At 69.0% G+C, this 15,419-nt stretch carries 13 protein-coding genes; 4 read left to right on the forward strand and 9 right to left on the reverse strand.

The genetic code is table 11. The features are described from left to right. Positions 1-79: 79 nt before the first annotated feature. Genes iolD through iolC form a run of 5 tightly spaced genes read right to left on the reverse strand, consistent with a single transcriptional unit; the run spans position 80 to position 6,373 of the window. Positions 80-2,008, reverse strand: coding sequence for a 3D-(3,5/4)-trihydroxycyclohexane-1,2-dione acylhydrolase (decyclizing) (iolD, locus tag LK09_RS10005; RefSeq protein ID WP_039398824.1), 1,929 nt, complete (start codon positions 2,006-2,008; stop codon positions 80-82). Further along, positions 1,995-2,906, reverse strand: a complete 912-nt coding sequence (gene iolB / locus LK09_RS10010; protein ID WP_039398957.1) for a 5-deoxy-glucuronate isomerase — start codon at positions 2,904-2,906, stop codon at positions 1,995-1,997. The genes iolD and iolB overlap by 14 nt, the downstream gene beginning before the upstream one ends. 27 nt (positions 2,907-2,933) lie before the next feature. Further along, on the reverse strand, positions 2,934-4,484 hold the full coding sequence (locus LK09_RS10015; protein WP_039398826.1) for a CoA-acylating methylmalonate-semialdehyde dehydrogenase: 1,551 nt from the start codon (positions 4,482-4,484) through the stop codon (positions 2,934-2,936). 30 nt (positions 4,485-4,514) lie between these two features. Further along, positions 4,515-5,414: a class I fructose-bisphosphate aldolase gene (locus tag LK09_RS10020; protein WP_039398827.1), complete on the reverse strand. Its 900-nt coding sequence runs from the start codon at positions 5,412-5,414 to the stop codon at positions 4,515-4,517. Between the two features lie 2 nt (positions 5,415-5,416). After that, positions 5,417-6,373, reverse strand: coding sequence for a 5-dehydro-2-deoxygluconokinase (gene iolC / locus LK09_RS10025; RefSeq protein WP_039398829.1), 957 nt, complete (start codon positions 6,371-6,373; stop codon positions 5,417-5,419). A gap of 156 nt (positions 6,374-6,529) precedes the next feature. Here iolC and LK09_RS10030 point away from each other — a divergent pair, with 156 nt between their 5' ends. After that, positions 6,530-7,291, forward strand: a complete 762-nt coding sequence (locus tag LK09_RS10030; protein ID WP_039398831.1) for a GntR family transcriptional regulator — start codon at positions 6,530-6,532, stop codon at positions 7,289-7,291. Between the two features lie 883 nt (positions 7,292-8,174). On the opposite strand, the gene LK09_RS10035 is transcribed toward LK09_RS10030, so the two are convergent. Beyond that, the gene (locus tag LK09_RS10035) at positions 8,175-9,035 is read right to left on the reverse strand and encodes a zinc-dependent alcohol dehydrogenase (RefSeq protein ID WP_052226645.1); all 861 of its coding nucleotides are present in this window, start codon (positions 9,033-9,035) and stop codon (positions 8,175-8,177) included. A 94-nt stretch (positions 9,036-9,129) separates the two neighbouring features. On the opposite strand from LK09_RS10035, the gene LK09_RS20745 reads away from it, so the two are divergent. Further along, a complete protein-coding gene (locus tag LK09_RS20745; RefSeq protein ID WP_052226646.1) occupies positions 9,130-9,711 on the forward strand; it encodes a TetR/AcrR family transcriptional regulator in 582 nt (193 codons plus the stop codon). A 279-nt stretch (positions 9,712-9,990) separates the two neighbouring features. Then, positions 9,991-11,484, forward strand: a complete 1,494-nt coding sequence (locus LK09_RS10045; protein WP_052226647.1) for an MFS transporter — start codon at positions 9,991-9,993, stop codon at positions 11,482-11,484. A 112-nt stretch (positions 11,485-11,596) separates the two neighbouring features. Here LK09_RS10045 and LK09_RS10050 read toward each other — a convergent pair whose 3' ends face one another. Both LK09_RS10050 and LK09_RS10055 read right to left on the reverse strand, forming a co-directional pair. After that, the gene (locus tag LK09_RS10050; protein ID WP_039398833.1) at positions 11,597-11,911 is read right to left on the reverse strand and encodes a DUF4286 family protein; all 315 of its coding nucleotides are present in this window, start codon (positions 11,909-11,911) and stop codon (positions 11,597-11,599) included. Further along, complete coding sequence (locus tag LK09_RS10055; RefSeq protein ID WP_039398835.1) at positions 11,908-13,545, reverse strand: flavin-containing monooxygenase; 1,638 nt, start codon at positions 13,543-13,545, stop codon at positions 11,908-11,910. The genes LK09_RS10050 and LK09_RS10055 overlap by 4 nt, the downstream gene beginning before the upstream one ends. A gap of 174 nt (positions 13,546-13,719) precedes the next feature. On the opposite strand from LK09_RS10055, the gene LK09_RS10060 reads away from it, so the two are divergent. Next, positions 13,720-14,658, forward strand: coding sequence for an SDR family NAD(P)-dependent oxidoreductase (locus tag LK09_RS10060; RefSeq protein ID WP_039398965.1), 939 nt, complete (start codon positions 13,720-13,722; stop codon positions 14,656-14,658). A 49-nt stretch (positions 14,659-14,707) separates the two neighbouring features. Here LK09_RS10060 and LK09_RS10065 read toward each other — a convergent pair whose 3' ends face one another. After that, on the reverse strand, positions 14,708-15,418 hold the full coding sequence (locus LK09_RS10065; protein WP_082008180.1) for a TetR/AcrR family transcriptional regulator: 711 nt from the start codon (positions 15,416-15,418) through the stop codon (positions 14,708-14,710). Position 15,419 lies beyond the last annotated feature (1 nt).

Below are 15,419 nucleotides of genomic sequence, written 5' to 3' on the forward strand. Positions count from 1 at the left end.
GGAGGCTCAGGGCGCGGGGCGGAGGCTCAGGGCGCGGGGCGGAGGCTCAGGGGGCGGGGCGGAGGCTCAGGGCGCAGGGTCAGCCGAGCAGCGGACGCTGGGCGGCGGCCTGCTCTTCGTATTCGGCGCGTGCCTGGCGGGTGGATTCGAGGGTGGATTCCTGGGCCACCGGCACGTCCCACCAGCCGGCGCCGTCGGGGGCGTAGACGAGCGGGTCGCTGTTGATGTGGATGAAGGTGGACCGGTCGGACGCCTTGGCGCTCGCGATCGCCCCCTTCAGGTCGGCGATGGCGGATGTCCCCGGCTCGATCTCGATCACGTCGAGGCCGTAGCTGCGGGCGTTCATGGCGAGGTCGACGGGCAGGATGTCCTCGCCCTGGAAATTGCGCGCCTGCGGATCGTACGCCCGGTACTTGGTGCCGAAGCGCTCGGACCCGACGGTCTCGGACAGGTGCCCGATCGATGCGTACCCGTGGTTCTGCACGAGGATGACGATGAGCTTGATGCCCTCGGCGACCGCGGTGACGAGCTCCGTGTTGAGCATGAGGTACGAGCCGTCGCCGACCATCACGACGACGTCGCGGTCGTCGCCGGCCGCTTCGAGTCCGCGCTTGGCGCCGAGTCCGCCCGCGATCTCGTAGCCCATGCAGGAGAACGCGTACTCGACGTGGTAGCCGAGCGGGTCGCGCACGCGCCACAGCTTGTGCAGGTCGCCCGGCAGTGAGCCGGCCGCCTGCACGATGACGTCGGCCGGGTCGAGGGCGGACTGCACGGCGCCGATGATCTCGGGCTGCCCGGGCACGGCGAGGCCGGAGGGCGCGAAGGCGGCATCCACTGCGGCGTCCCACTCGGTCTTCTCGCGCTGGATGCGGTCACCGTATTCGGCCGTGATCTCGAAGCCCTCGAGCTCGATCGCCAGCTCCGCGAGCGCCTCGCGGGCGTCGGCGACGACCGGCAGCTGGGAGCCGTGCTTGTACGCGTCGAACGACGCGACGTTGATGTTGACGAACACGACGTCCGGGTTCTGGAACGCGGTGCGGGATGCGGTCGTGAAGTCGCTGTAGCGGGTGCCGATGCCGATCACGACATCCGCCTCCGCCGCGGCCCGGTTGGCCGCCAGGGTGCCGGTCGCGCCGACGCCCCCGAGGTACTGCGGGTGGTCCCACGCGAGTACGCCGCCGCCGGCCTGCGAGGTACCGACGGGAATGCCGGTGGCCTCGACGAGCGCGCGCAGCTGCTCCTCCGCGCCGGAGTACAGTACGCCCCCGCCGGCGACGATGAACGGGCGCTTCGCGGCCTTGATCGCGGCCACCGCGCGAGCCAGCGGGCCGCGCTCGGGCAGGGGACGACGGATGTGCCACTCGCGGTCCTGCAGGAACTCCACCGGCACGTCGAGCGCCTCGGCCTGGACGTCTTCGGGCAGCGCGATGGTCACGGCGCCGGTCTCGACCGGATCGGTGAGCACGCGCATCGCGGCCAGCGCGATCGAGAAGAGCTGCTCGGGACGCTGCACCCGGTCGAAGAAGCGCGACAGCGGCCGGAAGGCGTCGGACACCTGGATGCCGATGTCGTGCGGATGCTCCAGCTGCTGCAGCACCGGGTCGGCGACCCGGGTGGCGAACGTGTCGCTGGGCAGCAGCAGGGCGGGCAGACGATTCGAGGTCGCCAGCGCAGCCGCGGTGAGCATGTTCGCGGCGCCCGGCCCGACCGACGCGGTGGCGGCGAGGGTCGCGCGGCGGCGGTGCATGCGCGCGTAGCCGACCGCCTCGTGCACCATGGCCTGCTCGTTGCGGGCCTGGTAGTACGGCATCAGGTCGGGATCGGTCGCATTGGACTGCTTCAGCGCCTGACCGACGCCGGCCACGTTGCCGTGGCCGAAGATCCCGAACATCCCCGGCACGGTGCGTTCGCGGATGTCGCCGTCCACCGTCCACTGGTGGGCGAGGAACTCGATCAGCGCCTGGCCGACCGTCATGCGCTTGGTCGGTGCCTTCTCAGTCGGTGCCATCTGCGCGAGCCTTTCTGGTGTCGTTCGTGAAGGGGAGGCGCGGGTCGAGCTGCTGCTCGTCCCAGGTCGCGCGCACCCACGCATGCGCGGGGTCGTCGCTGATGAGCCACACCCGGTCGGGGTCGGGACCGGCCATGACGTTGAGGTAGTAGAGGTCGTAGCCGGGCGCGGCGACGGCAGGTCCGTGGTACCCGTACGGCACCAGGGCGATGTCGCCGGTGCGCACCATGGCGTCGATCTCGATGTCCCCCGCCGGCGACGAGTAGGTGCTGAACATCCCGAAGGCGGCCTCCGGCGCGGCATCCGCCCCCGCCACCGGCGCGGTCTCGAAGTAGTAGATCTCCTCGAGGCGGGACTCGTGTCCGGGCACGTGCTCGTCGTGCTTGTGCGGCGGATACGACGACCAGTTCTCGGCCGGCGTGATCACCTCGCACACGATGAGGCGGGCGGCATCCAGGGCGGCCGGCGTGCCGAAGTTGTGCACCTGCCGGCTCGATGCGCCTTTGCCGCGCAGCTCCACGGGCGTGTCGGATGCCGCGATGTAGTGCGTGGGGCGCACGACGTCGGTGGGGCTCGTCGCCACGGCGACGCGGCCGGTGCCGGTGAGGCGCGCGGCCGCGGCCGACGACAGGTACAGCACGTCTGTGGGACCGGCGAAGACGCTCGGACGCCCGGCGAGGGCGGTCGCGCCGTCGGTGTGCGTCACCGTGAACGAGCCCGCCAGCGGCACCACGATCCGCTCCACGCCGGGCCCGCCGAGATCGACCTCGTCGCCCGCCGCGAGGTCGGCGATGCGGATACCGGTGTGCTCCCACCCCGGGGTCGTCTCGTCGACAACGCTCTCCCACCCGTCGCGGGCGAGCTGCCCGCGACGGTGGAACCACCGCTGTTCGGTCATGTCCATCGCTCCCTGGGGTCGCCGACGTCAGTCGTTCTGCGGGAAGCCGAGGTTGATGCCGCCGTGCGTCGCCGGGTCGAGCCAGCGGCTGGTGACGGCCTTCTCGCGGGTGAAGAAGTCGAACCCGTGCACACCGTACGCCTTCGCGTCGCCGAACAGGGACTGCTTCCAGCCGCCGAACGAGTGGTAGGCGACCGGCACCGGGATGGGCACGTTGATGCCGATCATGCCGACCTCGACCTCGTTCTGGAACCGGCGGGCGGCGCCGCCGTCGTTGGTGAAGATCGCGGTGCCGTTGCCGAACTGTCCGGAGTTGATGAGGTCGACGCCCTCCTGGAACGAGGAGACGCGCACGACGGAGAGCACCGGACCGAAGATCTCCTCGGTGTAGGCGCGCGAGGTCGTGGGGACCCTGTCGAGGAGGGTCGGACCGAAGAAGAACCCGTCTTCGTGGCCGTCGACCGTGAATCCGCGCCCGTCGACGACGATCTCCGCGCCGTCGGCCTCGGCGATGTCCACATAGGACGACACCTTGTCGCGGTGCACGCCGGAGATGAGGGGTCCCATGTCGGGCTCGACGCCGTCGACGCCCGCCCCGTTGCCGATGCGCAGCTTCGCGATGCGGTCCTTGACCCTCTCGATCAGCTCGTCCGCGACGGGCTCGACGGCGAGGACGACCGAGATCGCCATGCACCGCTCACCGGCGGCACCGTAGCCGGCGTTGATCGCCATGTCGGCGGCGAGGTCCAGGTCGGCATCCGGCAGCACCAGCATGTGGTTCTTCGCACCGCCGAGGGCCTGCACGCGCTTGCCGTGCCGGGATGCCGTCTCGTAGATGTACTGGGCGATCGGCGTGGACCCGACGAACGAGATCGACTGGACGTCAGGCGAGGTGAGCAGGCCGTCGACGGCCTGCTTGTCGCCCTGCAGCACGGTGAACACGCCGGCGGGAAGCCCCGCCTCGGCCCAGAGGCCGGCGAGCCAGAGCGCGGCCGAGGGGTCCTTCTCGCTGGGCTTGAGTACCACGGCGTTGCCGGCGGCGATCGCGATCGGGAAGAACCACATCGGCACCATGGCGGGGAAGTTGAACGGGGAGATGACCGCCGTGACCCCGAGAGGCTGCTTGATCGAGTACACATCGATCCCGGTCGATGCGTTCTCCGAGAACGCGCCCTTGATGAGGTGCGGAAACCCGGTGGCGAGTTCGACGACCTCCTGGCCGCGGAGGATCTCCCCCATCGCGTCCGAGAGCACCTTGCCATGCTCGGCGGTGATGATCGCGGCCAGTTCGCCCTTACGGGCGTTGAGCAGCTCGCGGAAGTTGAACAGGACCGCCTGGCGCTTGGCGCTCGAGTAGCCCGACCACACCTGGAACCCGGCCTTCGCCGACGCGATCGCCGCGGCGATCTCGGCGTCGTCGGCCAGCGCGACCTCGGCCTGCACGGCGCCGGTCGCGGGGTTGAACACGGGAGCGGTGCGTCCGGAGGTCGAGGCCGTGGCGGCGCCGTCGATCCAGTGGCCGAGCACGGGCACGGCCCGCTCGCGGGCGGTCAGGGGGGAGGTCTCGGTGATGCTCATCGGATGTGCTTCTTTCGTCGAGGGGGCGAGTCAGGGTGCGGTGTGGACGAGGCCGGCTGCGATGTCGACCGCAGCGGCCACGTTCCCGTCCGGCGGGTAGAGCAGGGTGCGGCCGACGGTGAGGCCGCGCACGCCGGGGAGCGAGAGGGCGTCCTCCCAGGCCGAGAAGGTCTCGTCCGGGTCGACGCCGGCATCGCCGCCGAGCAGCAGCGTCGGCATGGTCGTGGCGGCCAGGACGCGCTCCATGTCTTCGACGACGGGCAGCTTCATCCACGTGTACGCGCTGGATGCGCCGAGCCCGGCGGCGATCGCGATGGAGAGGATGACGGCATCCGTCGACAGGTCGTTCACGATGCGCCCGTCGACCCACCGGCTCATGAACGGCTCGAGCATGATCGGCAGCCGTGCGGATGCCGCCTGGCTCACCGCATCGGCGGTGGCCTGCAGGGTGGCCGCGGTGCCGGCATCCTCGAGGTTCACGCGGATGAGGGTCTTGGCGAAGTCGATGCCGCTCGCCGCCATTGTGGGCACGTCGTACCCCGTGTAGCGGTCGTCCATCTCGAAGCTCGCGCCGCGCAGGCCCCCGCGGTTCATCGACCCGACGACGATCTTGTCATCGAGCAGGCCGAGGCCGGCGAGGTCGTCGATGATGTCCGGGGTACCCAGCACGCCGTCGACGCCGGGGCGGCTGAGCGCGATCGCCATGCGCTCGAGCAGGTCGTAGCGGTCGGACATAGCGGTCGGGTTCTTGCCGACGGCGAGTGCGCCGCGGGCGGGGTGGTCGGCTGCGACGATGAACAGGCGCCCGTCGCCGCGCAGTACCTCGCGTCGGCGGCGCTCGGCGAGCAGGGTCGCGATGCGCTCGGGATGCTGTGCTCGCAGTTCGCGAAGGCGTGCGAAGTCCTCGTCGCCGGGGATCAGGTTGCTCATCTTCAGTAGCCCTTCTCCAGGATGGCCTCGACCTCGGCGGTCTCGGGCATGGCGGTGGAGCACTCGCGCCGCGACGCGACGATCGCGCCGGCGACATTCGCGAAGCGGAGGATGCGCTCGAGGTCCCAGCCCGACAGCAGACCGTGGATGAGCGCGCCGCCGAACGAGTCCCCGGCACCGAGGCCGTTGACGACGTCGACGAAGTAGGGGGCGACCTCGACCGTCTCGTCGCGGGTCTTCGCCAGCACGCCGCGGGGGCCCTGCTTCACGATGGCGAGTTCCACGCCCCGCTCGAGGAGGGCGTCGGCCGCGCGCATCGGCTCGGTCTCGCCGACGGCGACCTCGCACTCCTCGCGGTTGCCGACGGCGACGGTGACGTGCTCGAGGGCCATCGCGACCTGCGCGGCGGCCTCGGCGGCATCCGTCCAGAACATCGGCCGGTAGTCGAGGTCGAGGATGCTGTGATGCCGGCGACCGCGGGCATCGAGAGCCGCGAAGTGCGCGGCGCGGCTCGGCTCCTGACTGAGGCCGGTGACCGTGAGCCAGAGGATGCGGGCCCCGGTCACAGCGTCGGCGGCGAAGTCGGACGGCACGATGTTCAGGTCGGGGGCCTTGGGCTCGCGGTAGAAGTAAAGCGGGAAGTCGTCGGGAGGGAAGATCTCGCAGAACGTGATCGGGGTCTTGAGGTCGTGGTCGACCGTGACGTAGCGGTTGTCGACGCCCAGGCGGCCGAGCTCCCCCAGCAGGTAGCGACCGAACGGGTCGTTGCCGACGCGGGAGACGAGCGCCGCGTGGTGCCCGTGCCGGGCGGCCGCGACCGACACGTTGGCGGCACTGCCGCCGAGGTACTTGCCGAAGGTGTCGACCTCGGCCAGGCCCAGGCCGTCCTGCAGCGGGTACAGATCCACGCCGAGCCGTCCGGCCACGAGGACATCGAGTTCGAGGGTCGTCCCACTCATCGCAGGCACACACCACCTTCACTGGTCACTTCGCCGAGCACGTTCTCGACGAATGTCCTAACAATAACACAACGTGAGGTTTTGGCAAGGCCTACTCCCGTGACAAGGCCCTGCGGACGTAAGATTGTTCCGACATTCAGTCGAAAGGGCGAAACGATGGCAGGCGACGACGCGATCTGGCCGGACGAGCTGTTCCAGGACCTCGACCGCACGGGCCCCGTGCCCATCTACTTCCAGATCTCCAGCCGCCTCGAGGCGGCCATCCACGACGGCGCGATCCCGGCGGGCGCGCGGCTCGAAAACGAGATCTCGATCGGCCAGCGCCTGGGCGTCTCGCGGCCGACGGTGCGGCGGGCCATCCAGGAGCTCGTCGACAAGGGGCTGCTCGTGCGCCGCCGCGGCATCGGCACCCAGGTCGTACAGGGCCAGGTCACCCGCCAGGTGGAGCTCACCAGCCTCTATGAAGACCTCACCAGCGCCCACCACTCCCCCGGCACTGTCGTGCTCACCCATGAGATCGTCCCCGCCACGGACCAGGTCGCCGAAGCGCTCGGCGTCGCCGCGGGCACCGCCGTCGTCTATCTCCGCCGCCAGCGCACCACCGACGGCGTGCCGGTCGCGGTGCTCGAGAACTACCTGCCCGCCGAATTCTCCGAGATCTCGACCGATCAGCTGCGCGAGCGCGGGCTGTACCAGATCCTCCGCGCACGCGGAGTCGCCATCCAGATCGCCAAGCAGCGCATCGGCGCGCGCCGGGCGGCCGGCGACGAGAGCGACCTGCTCGACATCGACAAGGGAGGCCCGGTGCTGACGATGGAGCGCGTCGCGTACGACAACTCCGGCCGCGCCATCGAGTTCGGCCATCACTGCTACCGGCCCGACCTGTACAGCTTCGAAACGACCCTCGTCGCCAAGTAATCCGCTGCGACTGGGCGAACAGCGCATCCAGTTGAAGCGGTGACGGGCATCTCATCCGAAGACGTGAGGCGGTAGATCGCCCGCACGCGCCGCCGGTTGCCCACCTCTACCGCGGTCAATGAGCAGGCGACGGTCCACGAAAGGAAGCGGTCGGGGTGCGCGGATGCACCGACGACGGGCGGCAGGCACTCTGTTTTCGCGCGGAGACGGAGGGAGCGATTCCCTGCGCCTCCTGGACGGCGGGGGCAGATTGCCAACTCACCGCCGCACCGACGAAGCAGGATGCGCAGATTTCCAACGACTGCTCAACACATTCCGCAACTCACCAATGCGGAGCCGTCGACGACCCTTCCGGAATTCTTTCAACCCCGCAAGCACATTAGCCTCTGACCAGGGATTTTCTGCGGAGACGGAGGGATTTGAACCCTGACCCGGATTGGCGTGGTGAGCGGCGTTGGGCTCGGTTCCCTTGATTTCACGCGGATCCGCGTAGGACGAACGTCGACTTCGATCACGTTCAGACGGGTTCGGCACGCGCGAGTTCGTTTCATTCTTTCCCGAATTCTTCCTGCGGGTAGCGGACCCGCCCCGCGCCAGAACCGTGTCTATTTTGTTTACTGGTTCCCGACTGCGCCTGTCGATGGCCACGTGCACAAGGTCCCCGGACGAGATCTCGACGCCCGTCGCGGCGCTCATCGAGCCGTTCACCGTCTCCCATCGCGCAGTGCGGTCCGGAGCCCGAAGGCCGGAGAGAAGGCCATCGTCTTCGACGCCGGTGCGATCGTCATCGGCACTGCCGTCGCCCTGAGGAGCCTCGGGCTCGCCAAGGTCATGGTCGTGGATCTGTCCGACTTCCGCCTTGAGAAGGCCGCCCGGCCCGGGTTCAGTCGAAGAGGACAGTCACCTTGTCGGCGGCACCCGGCGTCGCCGCCAGGGTGAGAGCCTCCAGTGCGTCGTCGAAGGCGAAGCGGTGGCTGATGATGAGCCGGTACTTCTCCCAGTTCTCGACGATGTCGTCGGTCACCTCGAAGATCTCCGTGGGGTATCCCACCGACCACACGATCGTGAGCTCGCTCATCAGGATGGCGCCGAAGTCGAGTTCGACGGGCTTCTTGTGCACCGCGACGATGCCGAGCGTCGCGCCCTGCTTGGCGATTCGCGCGACAGTCTGCGGCACCACCGTAGCTCCTGCGGCATCCAGATAGATGTCGCTCGCCGGGCGCGCGCCCGGCAGGAATCCGTGGGGCGCTTCGCCGTGCAGTTCGACGAGCCGGGCGGCGACGTCCTCGGACGACGAGTCGATCACGGCGTCCGCGCCGATCCGCAGCGCTGTCTCGAGCCGGCTCGGCTGGAGGTCGACGACCACGATGTGCGCGACGCCCTTGCGGCGGTAGCCGAGCAGTGCCCCGAGCCCGATCGGGCCGGCGCCGAAGATCACGACCCGGTCGCCCGGCTTCGGCTGGGTGCGGTTCACCGCGTGGAGCGCGACGGCCATCGGTTCGTTGAGCGCGGCGACCTCCCACGGGACGTGCGCGGGGATCCTCTTCAGCTGCACCCCGAGGGCGGCATCCCGCACGAGCACGACGGGCGTGAGTGCGCCCTGCGCGCCTCCCGATCCGAGCAGCCCGTCGGTGAACCGCATGGTGTCGATCACGACGTGATCCCCGAGCTGGATGCCTTCCACTTCGGCACCGACCTCGACCCACTCGGCACAGTCGGGGGCGGTGACGTGGACTGATTTCATGACGGATCTCCTCGGCTGTCGGCTCGCAGACCCTCGTCGAGAACGAATATGAGACTGCGGTCTCGTAATAGGCACCATTACACTCGCGAACAGGATGGAGAGCAAACCGGGACGGCCACGGAGCGCACAGACGCGACAGGCGATCCTCGACGCCGCGGCGGAACTGCTCGAATCCGACGGGTACGACGAGATGTCGATCAGCGCCATCGCCGATCGGTCCGGCGCGGGCCGCCAGACGATCTATCGCCTGTGGGGCTCGAAGGCGGGCCTGGCCGCGGAAGTGGTCCTTTCCGGCCGATTCCGGATGCCGCCGATCCGGATGCCGCACACCGCGAGCCTGCGCGACGATCTGATCGCCATCCTCAGTGACGCGATCGCGGTGACCCGCGTGCCGTCGACGCGGTCGCTGATCCGCGCCCTCGCCGCGGCGAGCGCCGCGGCCGACTCGACGCCGGACGACGCGACCGGCAACATCGTGACCCAGACGATCTCGATCCCCCTCGCGGAACGCGTCGCGTCCGCACCCCGCGGAGCCCTCCGCGCGGATGTGAGACCGTCACTGCTCGTGGACGCCATCGTCGGCCTGCTGACCCTCGAAGTGCTCGGCGGCACCCGCCTCGACGAGACCCGAATCGCCGGCTTCATCGACGTCCTCCTGCAGGGCGCGTCCGCGTAGCGACTCCCCTGCCGCACCGCCCGCCGGAGGCGTCGAATCGGCGCGCTCGCGCGCGTCTCCGGCGCGCGGGTGGCGTCCGATTCGACGTTCCTCTTGACATCGACGAACGTCGCCAGTCAGAATCATTCCGTAATAGAGATCATGCGTTCTATATTACGGAACACTAGGCCGAGGCAGTCCTTGACATGACGAACAACGTCGTTCGATGCCGCGCCCCGGCCTTCTGCTCCGTCGGCGCCGGCCGGCGGAGATCCCGCAACTCCCCGAAGGGCATTCCACATGTCGTCCGAAGCACCGACCTTCACCGCCGCAGTCAGGTCTTCCTCCCCACGTCCGTTCGCCTATATCCTCGCCGTGCTGATCCTCGCCGCGATCACCAGCTCGTTCGAGTCCACGATGATGTACACCTCGCTGCCGAGCCTCGAGGAGGGCTTCGGCGTCGACATCAGCGCCGTGAGCTGGGTGCTCACCGGATTCCTGCTGGTCGGCGCCGCATCCGCCGCGATCAGCGGTCGGCTCGGCGACGTGTTCGGGCGCAAGCGCGTCCTCCTGATCCTCCTCGTCGCCTCGGTGCTCGGCTCCGTCATCAGCCTCGCCGTGCCCACGATCGGCGGCGTCATCCTCGGCCGCGCCATCCAGGGCCTCGCGGTCGGCATCCTCCCGCTGGCATTCGGAATCATCCGCGAGCACGTCAGCGCCAAGAACCTCAGCACCGCGATCGCCGTCACCGCCGGTGCCGCGATGCTCGCCGGCGCCACCGGCAACCTCGTCGCCGGCTACATCGTCCAGTTGGCCGGATGGCACTGGATCTTCGTCGTCTCGGGCGCACTCACGATCATCACGGCGGTCCTCGCCGTCTGGCTGCCCGCCTCGATCCGTTCCGGCGCCCGCGACCGCATCGACTGGCTCGGCGGCATCCTGTTCGCCCCCGGCATCGCCCTCATCCTCTTCGGCATCAACATCTCCACCGGGCTCGGCTGGGCATCCGCGGCCGTGTGGGGTGCGATCGGCCTCGGCGCGCTGGTGCTCGTCTTCTGGGCCGTGTGGGAATTCAAGCGCAAGGCGCCGATGGTCAACGTCCGCTACTTCGGACAGCGCAACCTGGGCATCACGTTCCTGGTCACCGCATTGACGGGCTTCGGCCTGGGCGGTGCGGGATACCTCGGCCAGCTCATCATGCAGTACCCCACCGCGGCTCCCGTCGGTTTCGGCATCCCCGCCGGCGCGGCCGGTCTCACCTCGTTCTGCATCGGCCTCTTCGGGTTCCTGCTCTCGCCGCTGAGCGGACGCATCGCCCGCGGCGGGCGGGCCAAGACCTCGTTCATCATCTCGGCGATCACCGGCATCCTCGCCGCGATCCTGACCGCGCTGTCCGCGACGGTGTGGGACTCGTTCCCGGCGTTCATCGTGAGCCAGGTCGTGCTGACGATCTCGACGTCGTTCCTGCTCTCGTCGCTGCCGCTGCTGGTCGTCGAGGGATCGTCGTCCAAGAACACGAGCGAGGCGACCGGTCTGCAGTCCGTCATCCAGACGGCCTTCTCCGGCGTCGGCACGAGCGTGAGCAGCGCGATCCTCGCCGTGTTCGCCGTGCAGCTGACCCCCACGTTCCACCCGAGCTCCGAGCAGGGTTACAACGTGATCTTCGCCCTGACCGCGATCCTCACCGCGATCGCCCTGGTGGCCGCGCTGTTCCTCAAGCGGCGTCCGGCGCCCGTCGAGCAGCCGGACGAGGCTCCGAACGAGGGGCTCGAGGCTCCCGTTCACGCGATCTGACCGCGCGCACGCAGAGAAGGCGCCCGCTGTTCCGGCGGGCGCCTTCTTCGTGCACCCCGAACGAGAAGAGCGCCCGCCGGATCGGCGGACGCTCTTCTGCGTGGGGAGTCGGTCAGCCGACGGCATCCTCCGGCGCGGAGACGAACGGAGCGACGATCATGGCACTGAGGTCCATGCTGTCGCTCATCCCGAGCCCCGCCGAGAACATGCGGTCACGCGCATCGGCGGCCGACCCCTCGATCTCGTAGACAGTGGCGTAGCCGAACGCCGCCGCCCCGCCCGGCTCGCCCGCGAGCCGGAGGCGCTGGGCGCTCACGAAGCCGGGGAGACCCAGCACCTCGGCGACGTGCGTTCCCCAGTACCACTCCCGGAACTCGTCGTCGCGTCCAGGGGCCGCGTTGACCATGGTGATGAGCTTCTCGGTCATGCGACCGCCACCTCCTCGTGGACGGAGCTCAGCGCCCCGCCGAAGTCGTGCTCGGCGGTGAGCTCGCCGAGCATCTCGTGGAGCTTCCCGCGACCGCCGGGGTTCAGCAGGAACTTGCGGGGCTTGCCCGCCACGTTCGCGCCGTAGTAGTGGCTGTGGTTCGCCGAGAAGATCGACAGCGGCGCGAGGGTCTCGACCATCGTCATCCACGCCTCTTCCTGCTCCGCGGTCGGCTCGAACCGGTCGAAGTCGTTCTCGCGGGCGTAGATGAGGGCGTCCGCGATCCAGTCCACCTGGTCCTGCGAGTAGCGGGGGTAGTTGCCGCCGCCGGCGCCGTGAGGACCGCCGGGGAAGAAGAAGTTCGGCAGACGGTGCGCGGCGAAGCCGGCGAAGTCCGACGGACCCTCCTCCCAATCGGAGCTGAGGTCGAGGCCGTCCCGGCCGACGACGCCCATGCGGGTGAGCGCGCCGGTGCCGAAGTCGAAGCCGGTCGCGTAGACGATGATGTCGTACTCCCGGTGGCCCTCGGTCGTCTCGATGCCGGTGGTGTCGATGCGGACGATCGGGGTCTCGCGCAGCGCGATCAGGGATGCCTGGGGACGGTTGAACGCCTCGTAGTAGCCCGCGACGAACGGGGGCCGCTTCGCCCCGAACAGGTGGTCCTTCGGGATGAGCCGCTCCGCCGTGACGGGGTCGGTGACGATGCTGCGGACCTTGCCGGCGAGGAACTCGCAGAACTCGAGGTTCACCTCGCGGTTCGTCGTCATGTCGTAGTAGTTCGACGTGAGCTTCGCGAAGCCCGGAGACTTCCAGATCTGCTCGTAGAACTCCTGGCGCTGCTCCGGGGTGTCGTCGGTCGAGAACTTGCCCGCGGGGGTGTGCAGGAACCCGCTCGGGCTCGTGCTGAGCACCCGGACGATCTCGTCGAAGTTCTCGTTCAGCTGCTGGTGCTTCTCGTCGCTGATCGGCGCGTTGTTGAGCGGGGTCGTCCAGGTGGGCGTGCGCTGGTAGAGATCCACCGACTCGACGATGTCGACGATCGCGGGCAGGATCTGCCCGCCGCTCGGCCCGTTGCCGATGATCGCGACCCGCTTGCCGGCGAAGTCCAGCGGGGTGTGCGGCCACGCCCCGGTGTGGTGCCCCTCGCCCTGAAAGTCCTCGAGGCCCTCGATCTCCGGGTAGTGCGGCACCGAGAGGCCACCGGTCGCAGAGATCACCCACTGCGACCGGACCGTCTCGCCCTTTTCCGTCGTGACGATCCACCGGTTGCCGTCTTCGTCCCAGTTCGCCGAGACGACGCGCTGTCCGGTGCGGATGCGGTCGCGCAGCTCGAAGCGGTCGACGACGTGGTTGAGGTAGCGCTCGATCTCAGGTTGCGTCGCGAACTCCTCCTCCCATTGCCACTCGCCGAAGAGCTCCTTCGAGAAGAGGTATCCGTAGGTGTAGCTCTCCGAGTCGAATCGTGCCGCCGGGTACCGGTTCCAATACCAGACTCCTCCGACGTCGTCACCCGCCTCCAGGGTCATCGCGGAGAACCCTGCGTTGACCGCGCGGTAGAGGGCGTAGATGCCGACCACGCCGGCTCCGATCACGAGAACGTCGACATCGACGTCACTGTTTGTGCTGTTCGCCATGCTGCTCACTTCCTTGCTCGCACTGATGATCTGAACTCATCGTGAGAAAAGCTAAGCAGATTTGCTTAATAGTGGCAAGATGTAAGGAGATCACCTGACGGGAAGAGCCACAAGGCTCATCGTGAAATCAGACAGCGTGATGAAATCAAGAGAAGACCAATTCAAGGGAGAATGATGAACGCATCTCAGGACCTCCGCTTCGACGGACGCGTCGCCGTCATCACCGGAGCCGGCCGAGGACTCGGCCGGGCGCACGCCCTCCACCTCGCAGCACGCGGCGCGAAGGTCGTCGTCAACGACTTCGGCGGCTCGAAGGAGGGCGTGGGCAGCAATTCCGGGCCGGCCAACGATGTCGTCGCCGAGATCGTCGCGGCGGGCGGCGAGGCCGTCGCCGACGTCAGCGACATCGGCATCGAGGAGAGTTGCCACGCGCTCGTCGACACCGCCGTGCGCGAGTTCGGCCGCATCGACATCGTCGTCAACAACGCCGGGATCTCGCGCTGGGCGACGTTCCCCGAAGCCGACGCCGCCAACCTCGAGCGCACGCTCGACGTGCACCTGCGCGGCACCTGGCACACCACCCGCGCCGCCTGGACGCACTTCGAGCGCCAGGGCTACGGACGCGTGATCACCACCGTCTCGACCGGGATGCTCGGCCTGCAGGACAACCTCGCCTACGCGACGGCGAAGGGCGCCCTGATCGGCTTCACCCGCAGCCTGGCCGTCGCCGCCGAGCCCAAGGGCATCCGGGTGAACGCCATCGCCCCGAACGCCGTCACCCGACCCAGCGAGACGGCGACCAAACCGAACATCGTCACCGCCGGCTCACCGGACGCGGCACGGATGGAGGCCCTGGACACCCGACTGGTCTCCCCCATGGTCGGCTACCTCGCACACGAGGAATGCCCGGTCAACGGTGAGATCCTCGTCGCCGGCGCCAACCGCTTCTCGCGGTGGTTCCTCGGGATCACGCCCGGATGGGTCAGCGACGGAGACCCCTCGATCGCGGACATCGCCGCGCACTGGGACGAGATCAACGACCGGGACGGCTACTACGTGCCCGCAAGCCTCGGCGACTGGGCGTCCCAGTTCATGGGGCACCTCGCGCGCTGACGGGACTCGGGGCCGAGGGCGACGGGAGCCGTTCTCGGCCTTGGATCGATCAGAGCGCAGCGCGCGGGTCTCCGGCCACGACCGGAGCGACCAGCCCGGCACTGAGGTAGGCGATGAGGTCAGTGATGAGCACGTCGAGCGGGATGCTCGGGGCGCGCCGCGCCTGCGCGGCCTGGTACCGCGCGAGGGTGTGCACCGAGCTCGTCAGCGTCACCCACCAGCGCTCGTCGAGCACGGCGACGGGGACGTCCGGGACGAGCCGGGCCAGCAGAGCCCGCAGCGAGATCACCGAGCCGCCCGTGTGCACGCCCTCGAGGCCCTCGTAGCCGCCCTGCTCGGTGATCAGCATGGACAGGAACGCGAGGTAGTGGTTCTCGGGCTGGATGTGGATGGCGAGCGGCTGGACGAACGCCGCCACGACGTCGGCGACGCGGGGCACCTCGCCGCCGATCATGAGGCCGGCGACGATGTCCGTGCGCACGGCTTCGCTCTCGGCCCCGCGGGCCTCCATGATCGCCTTGACGAGCTCTTCCCGGTCGCCGAAGTGGTACTGGACGGCGGCATGGTTGCGCTGGCCGGCCTCGATCCCGATGTCTCTCAGCGGAACGGCTGAAATCCCGTGCTCGGCGAACAGTCGCTCGGCCGCAGCCAGGATGAGCTGGCGAGTTGCCGCGCCCCGCACGTTTCCGCGGTCGGAGGTCGGACGGCGCTCAGCGGAACGAGCGGCAGCAGGGGCGGGCCGGCTCACGGATTGAGACATG

It is taken from the genome of Microbacterium mangrovi (assembly GCF_000802305.1).
GTDB classification, from domain to species: Bacteria; Actinomycetota; Actinomycetes; order Actinomycetales; family Microbacteriaceae; genus Microbacterium; species Microbacterium mangrovi.

What these genes read in the sequence shown, in the direction of transcription:
- iolD (WP_039398824.1), bottom strand. Translation starts at nt 2,008, where the DNA reads ATGGCACCGACTGAGAAGGCACCGACCAAGCGCATGACGGTCGGCCAG.
- iolB (WP_039398957.1), bottom strand. Translation starts at nt 2,906, where the DNA reads ATGACCGAACAGCGGTGGTTCCACCGTCGCGGGCAGCTCGCCCGCGAC.
- LK09_RS10015 (WP_039398826.1), bottom strand. Translation starts at nt 4,484, where the DNA reads ATGAGCATCACCGAGACCTCCCCCCTGACCGCCCGCGAGCGGGCCGTG.
- LK09_RS10020 (WP_039398827.1), bottom strand. Translation starts at nt 5,414, where the DNA reads ATGAGCAACCTGATCCCCGGCGACGAGGACTTCGCACGCCTTCGCGAA.
- iolC (WP_039398829.1), bottom strand. Translation starts at nt 6,373, where the DNA reads ATGAGTGGGACGACCCTCGAACTCGATGTCCTCGTGGCCGGACGGCTC.
- LK09_RS10030 (WP_039398831.1), top strand. Translation starts at nt 6,530, where the DNA reads ATGGCAGGCGACGACGCGATCTGGCCGGACGAGCTGTTCCAGGACCTC.
- LK09_RS10035 (WP_052226645.1), bottom strand. Translation starts at nt 9,035, where the DNA reads ATGAAATCAGTCCACGTCACCGCCCCCGACTGTGCCGAGTGGGTCGAG.
- LK09_RS20745 (WP_052226646.1), top strand. Translation starts at nt 9,130, where the DNA reads ATGGAGAGCAAACCGGGACGGCCACGGAGCGCACAGACGCGACAGGCG.
- LK09_RS10045 (WP_052226647.1), top strand. Translation starts at nt 9,991, where the DNA reads ATGTCGTCCGAAGCACCGACCTTCACCGCCGCAGTCAGGTCTTCCTCC.
- LK09_RS10050 (WP_039398833.1), bottom strand. Translation starts at nt 11,911, where the DNA reads ATGACCGAGAAGCTCATCACCATGGTCAACGCGGCCCCTGGACGCGAC.
- LK09_RS10055 (WP_039398835.1), bottom strand. Translation starts at nt 13,545, where the DNA reads ATGGCGAACAGCACAAACAGTGACGTCGATGTCGACGTTCTCGTGATC.
- LK09_RS10060 (WP_039398965.1), top strand. Translation starts at nt 13,720, where the DNA reads ATGAACGCATCTCAGGACCTCCGCTTCGACGGACGCGTCGCCGTCATC.
- LK09_RS10065 (WP_082008180.1), bottom strand. Translation starts at nt 15,418, where the DNA reads ATGTCTCAATCCGTGAGCCGGCCCGCCCCTGCTGCCGCTCGTTCCGCT.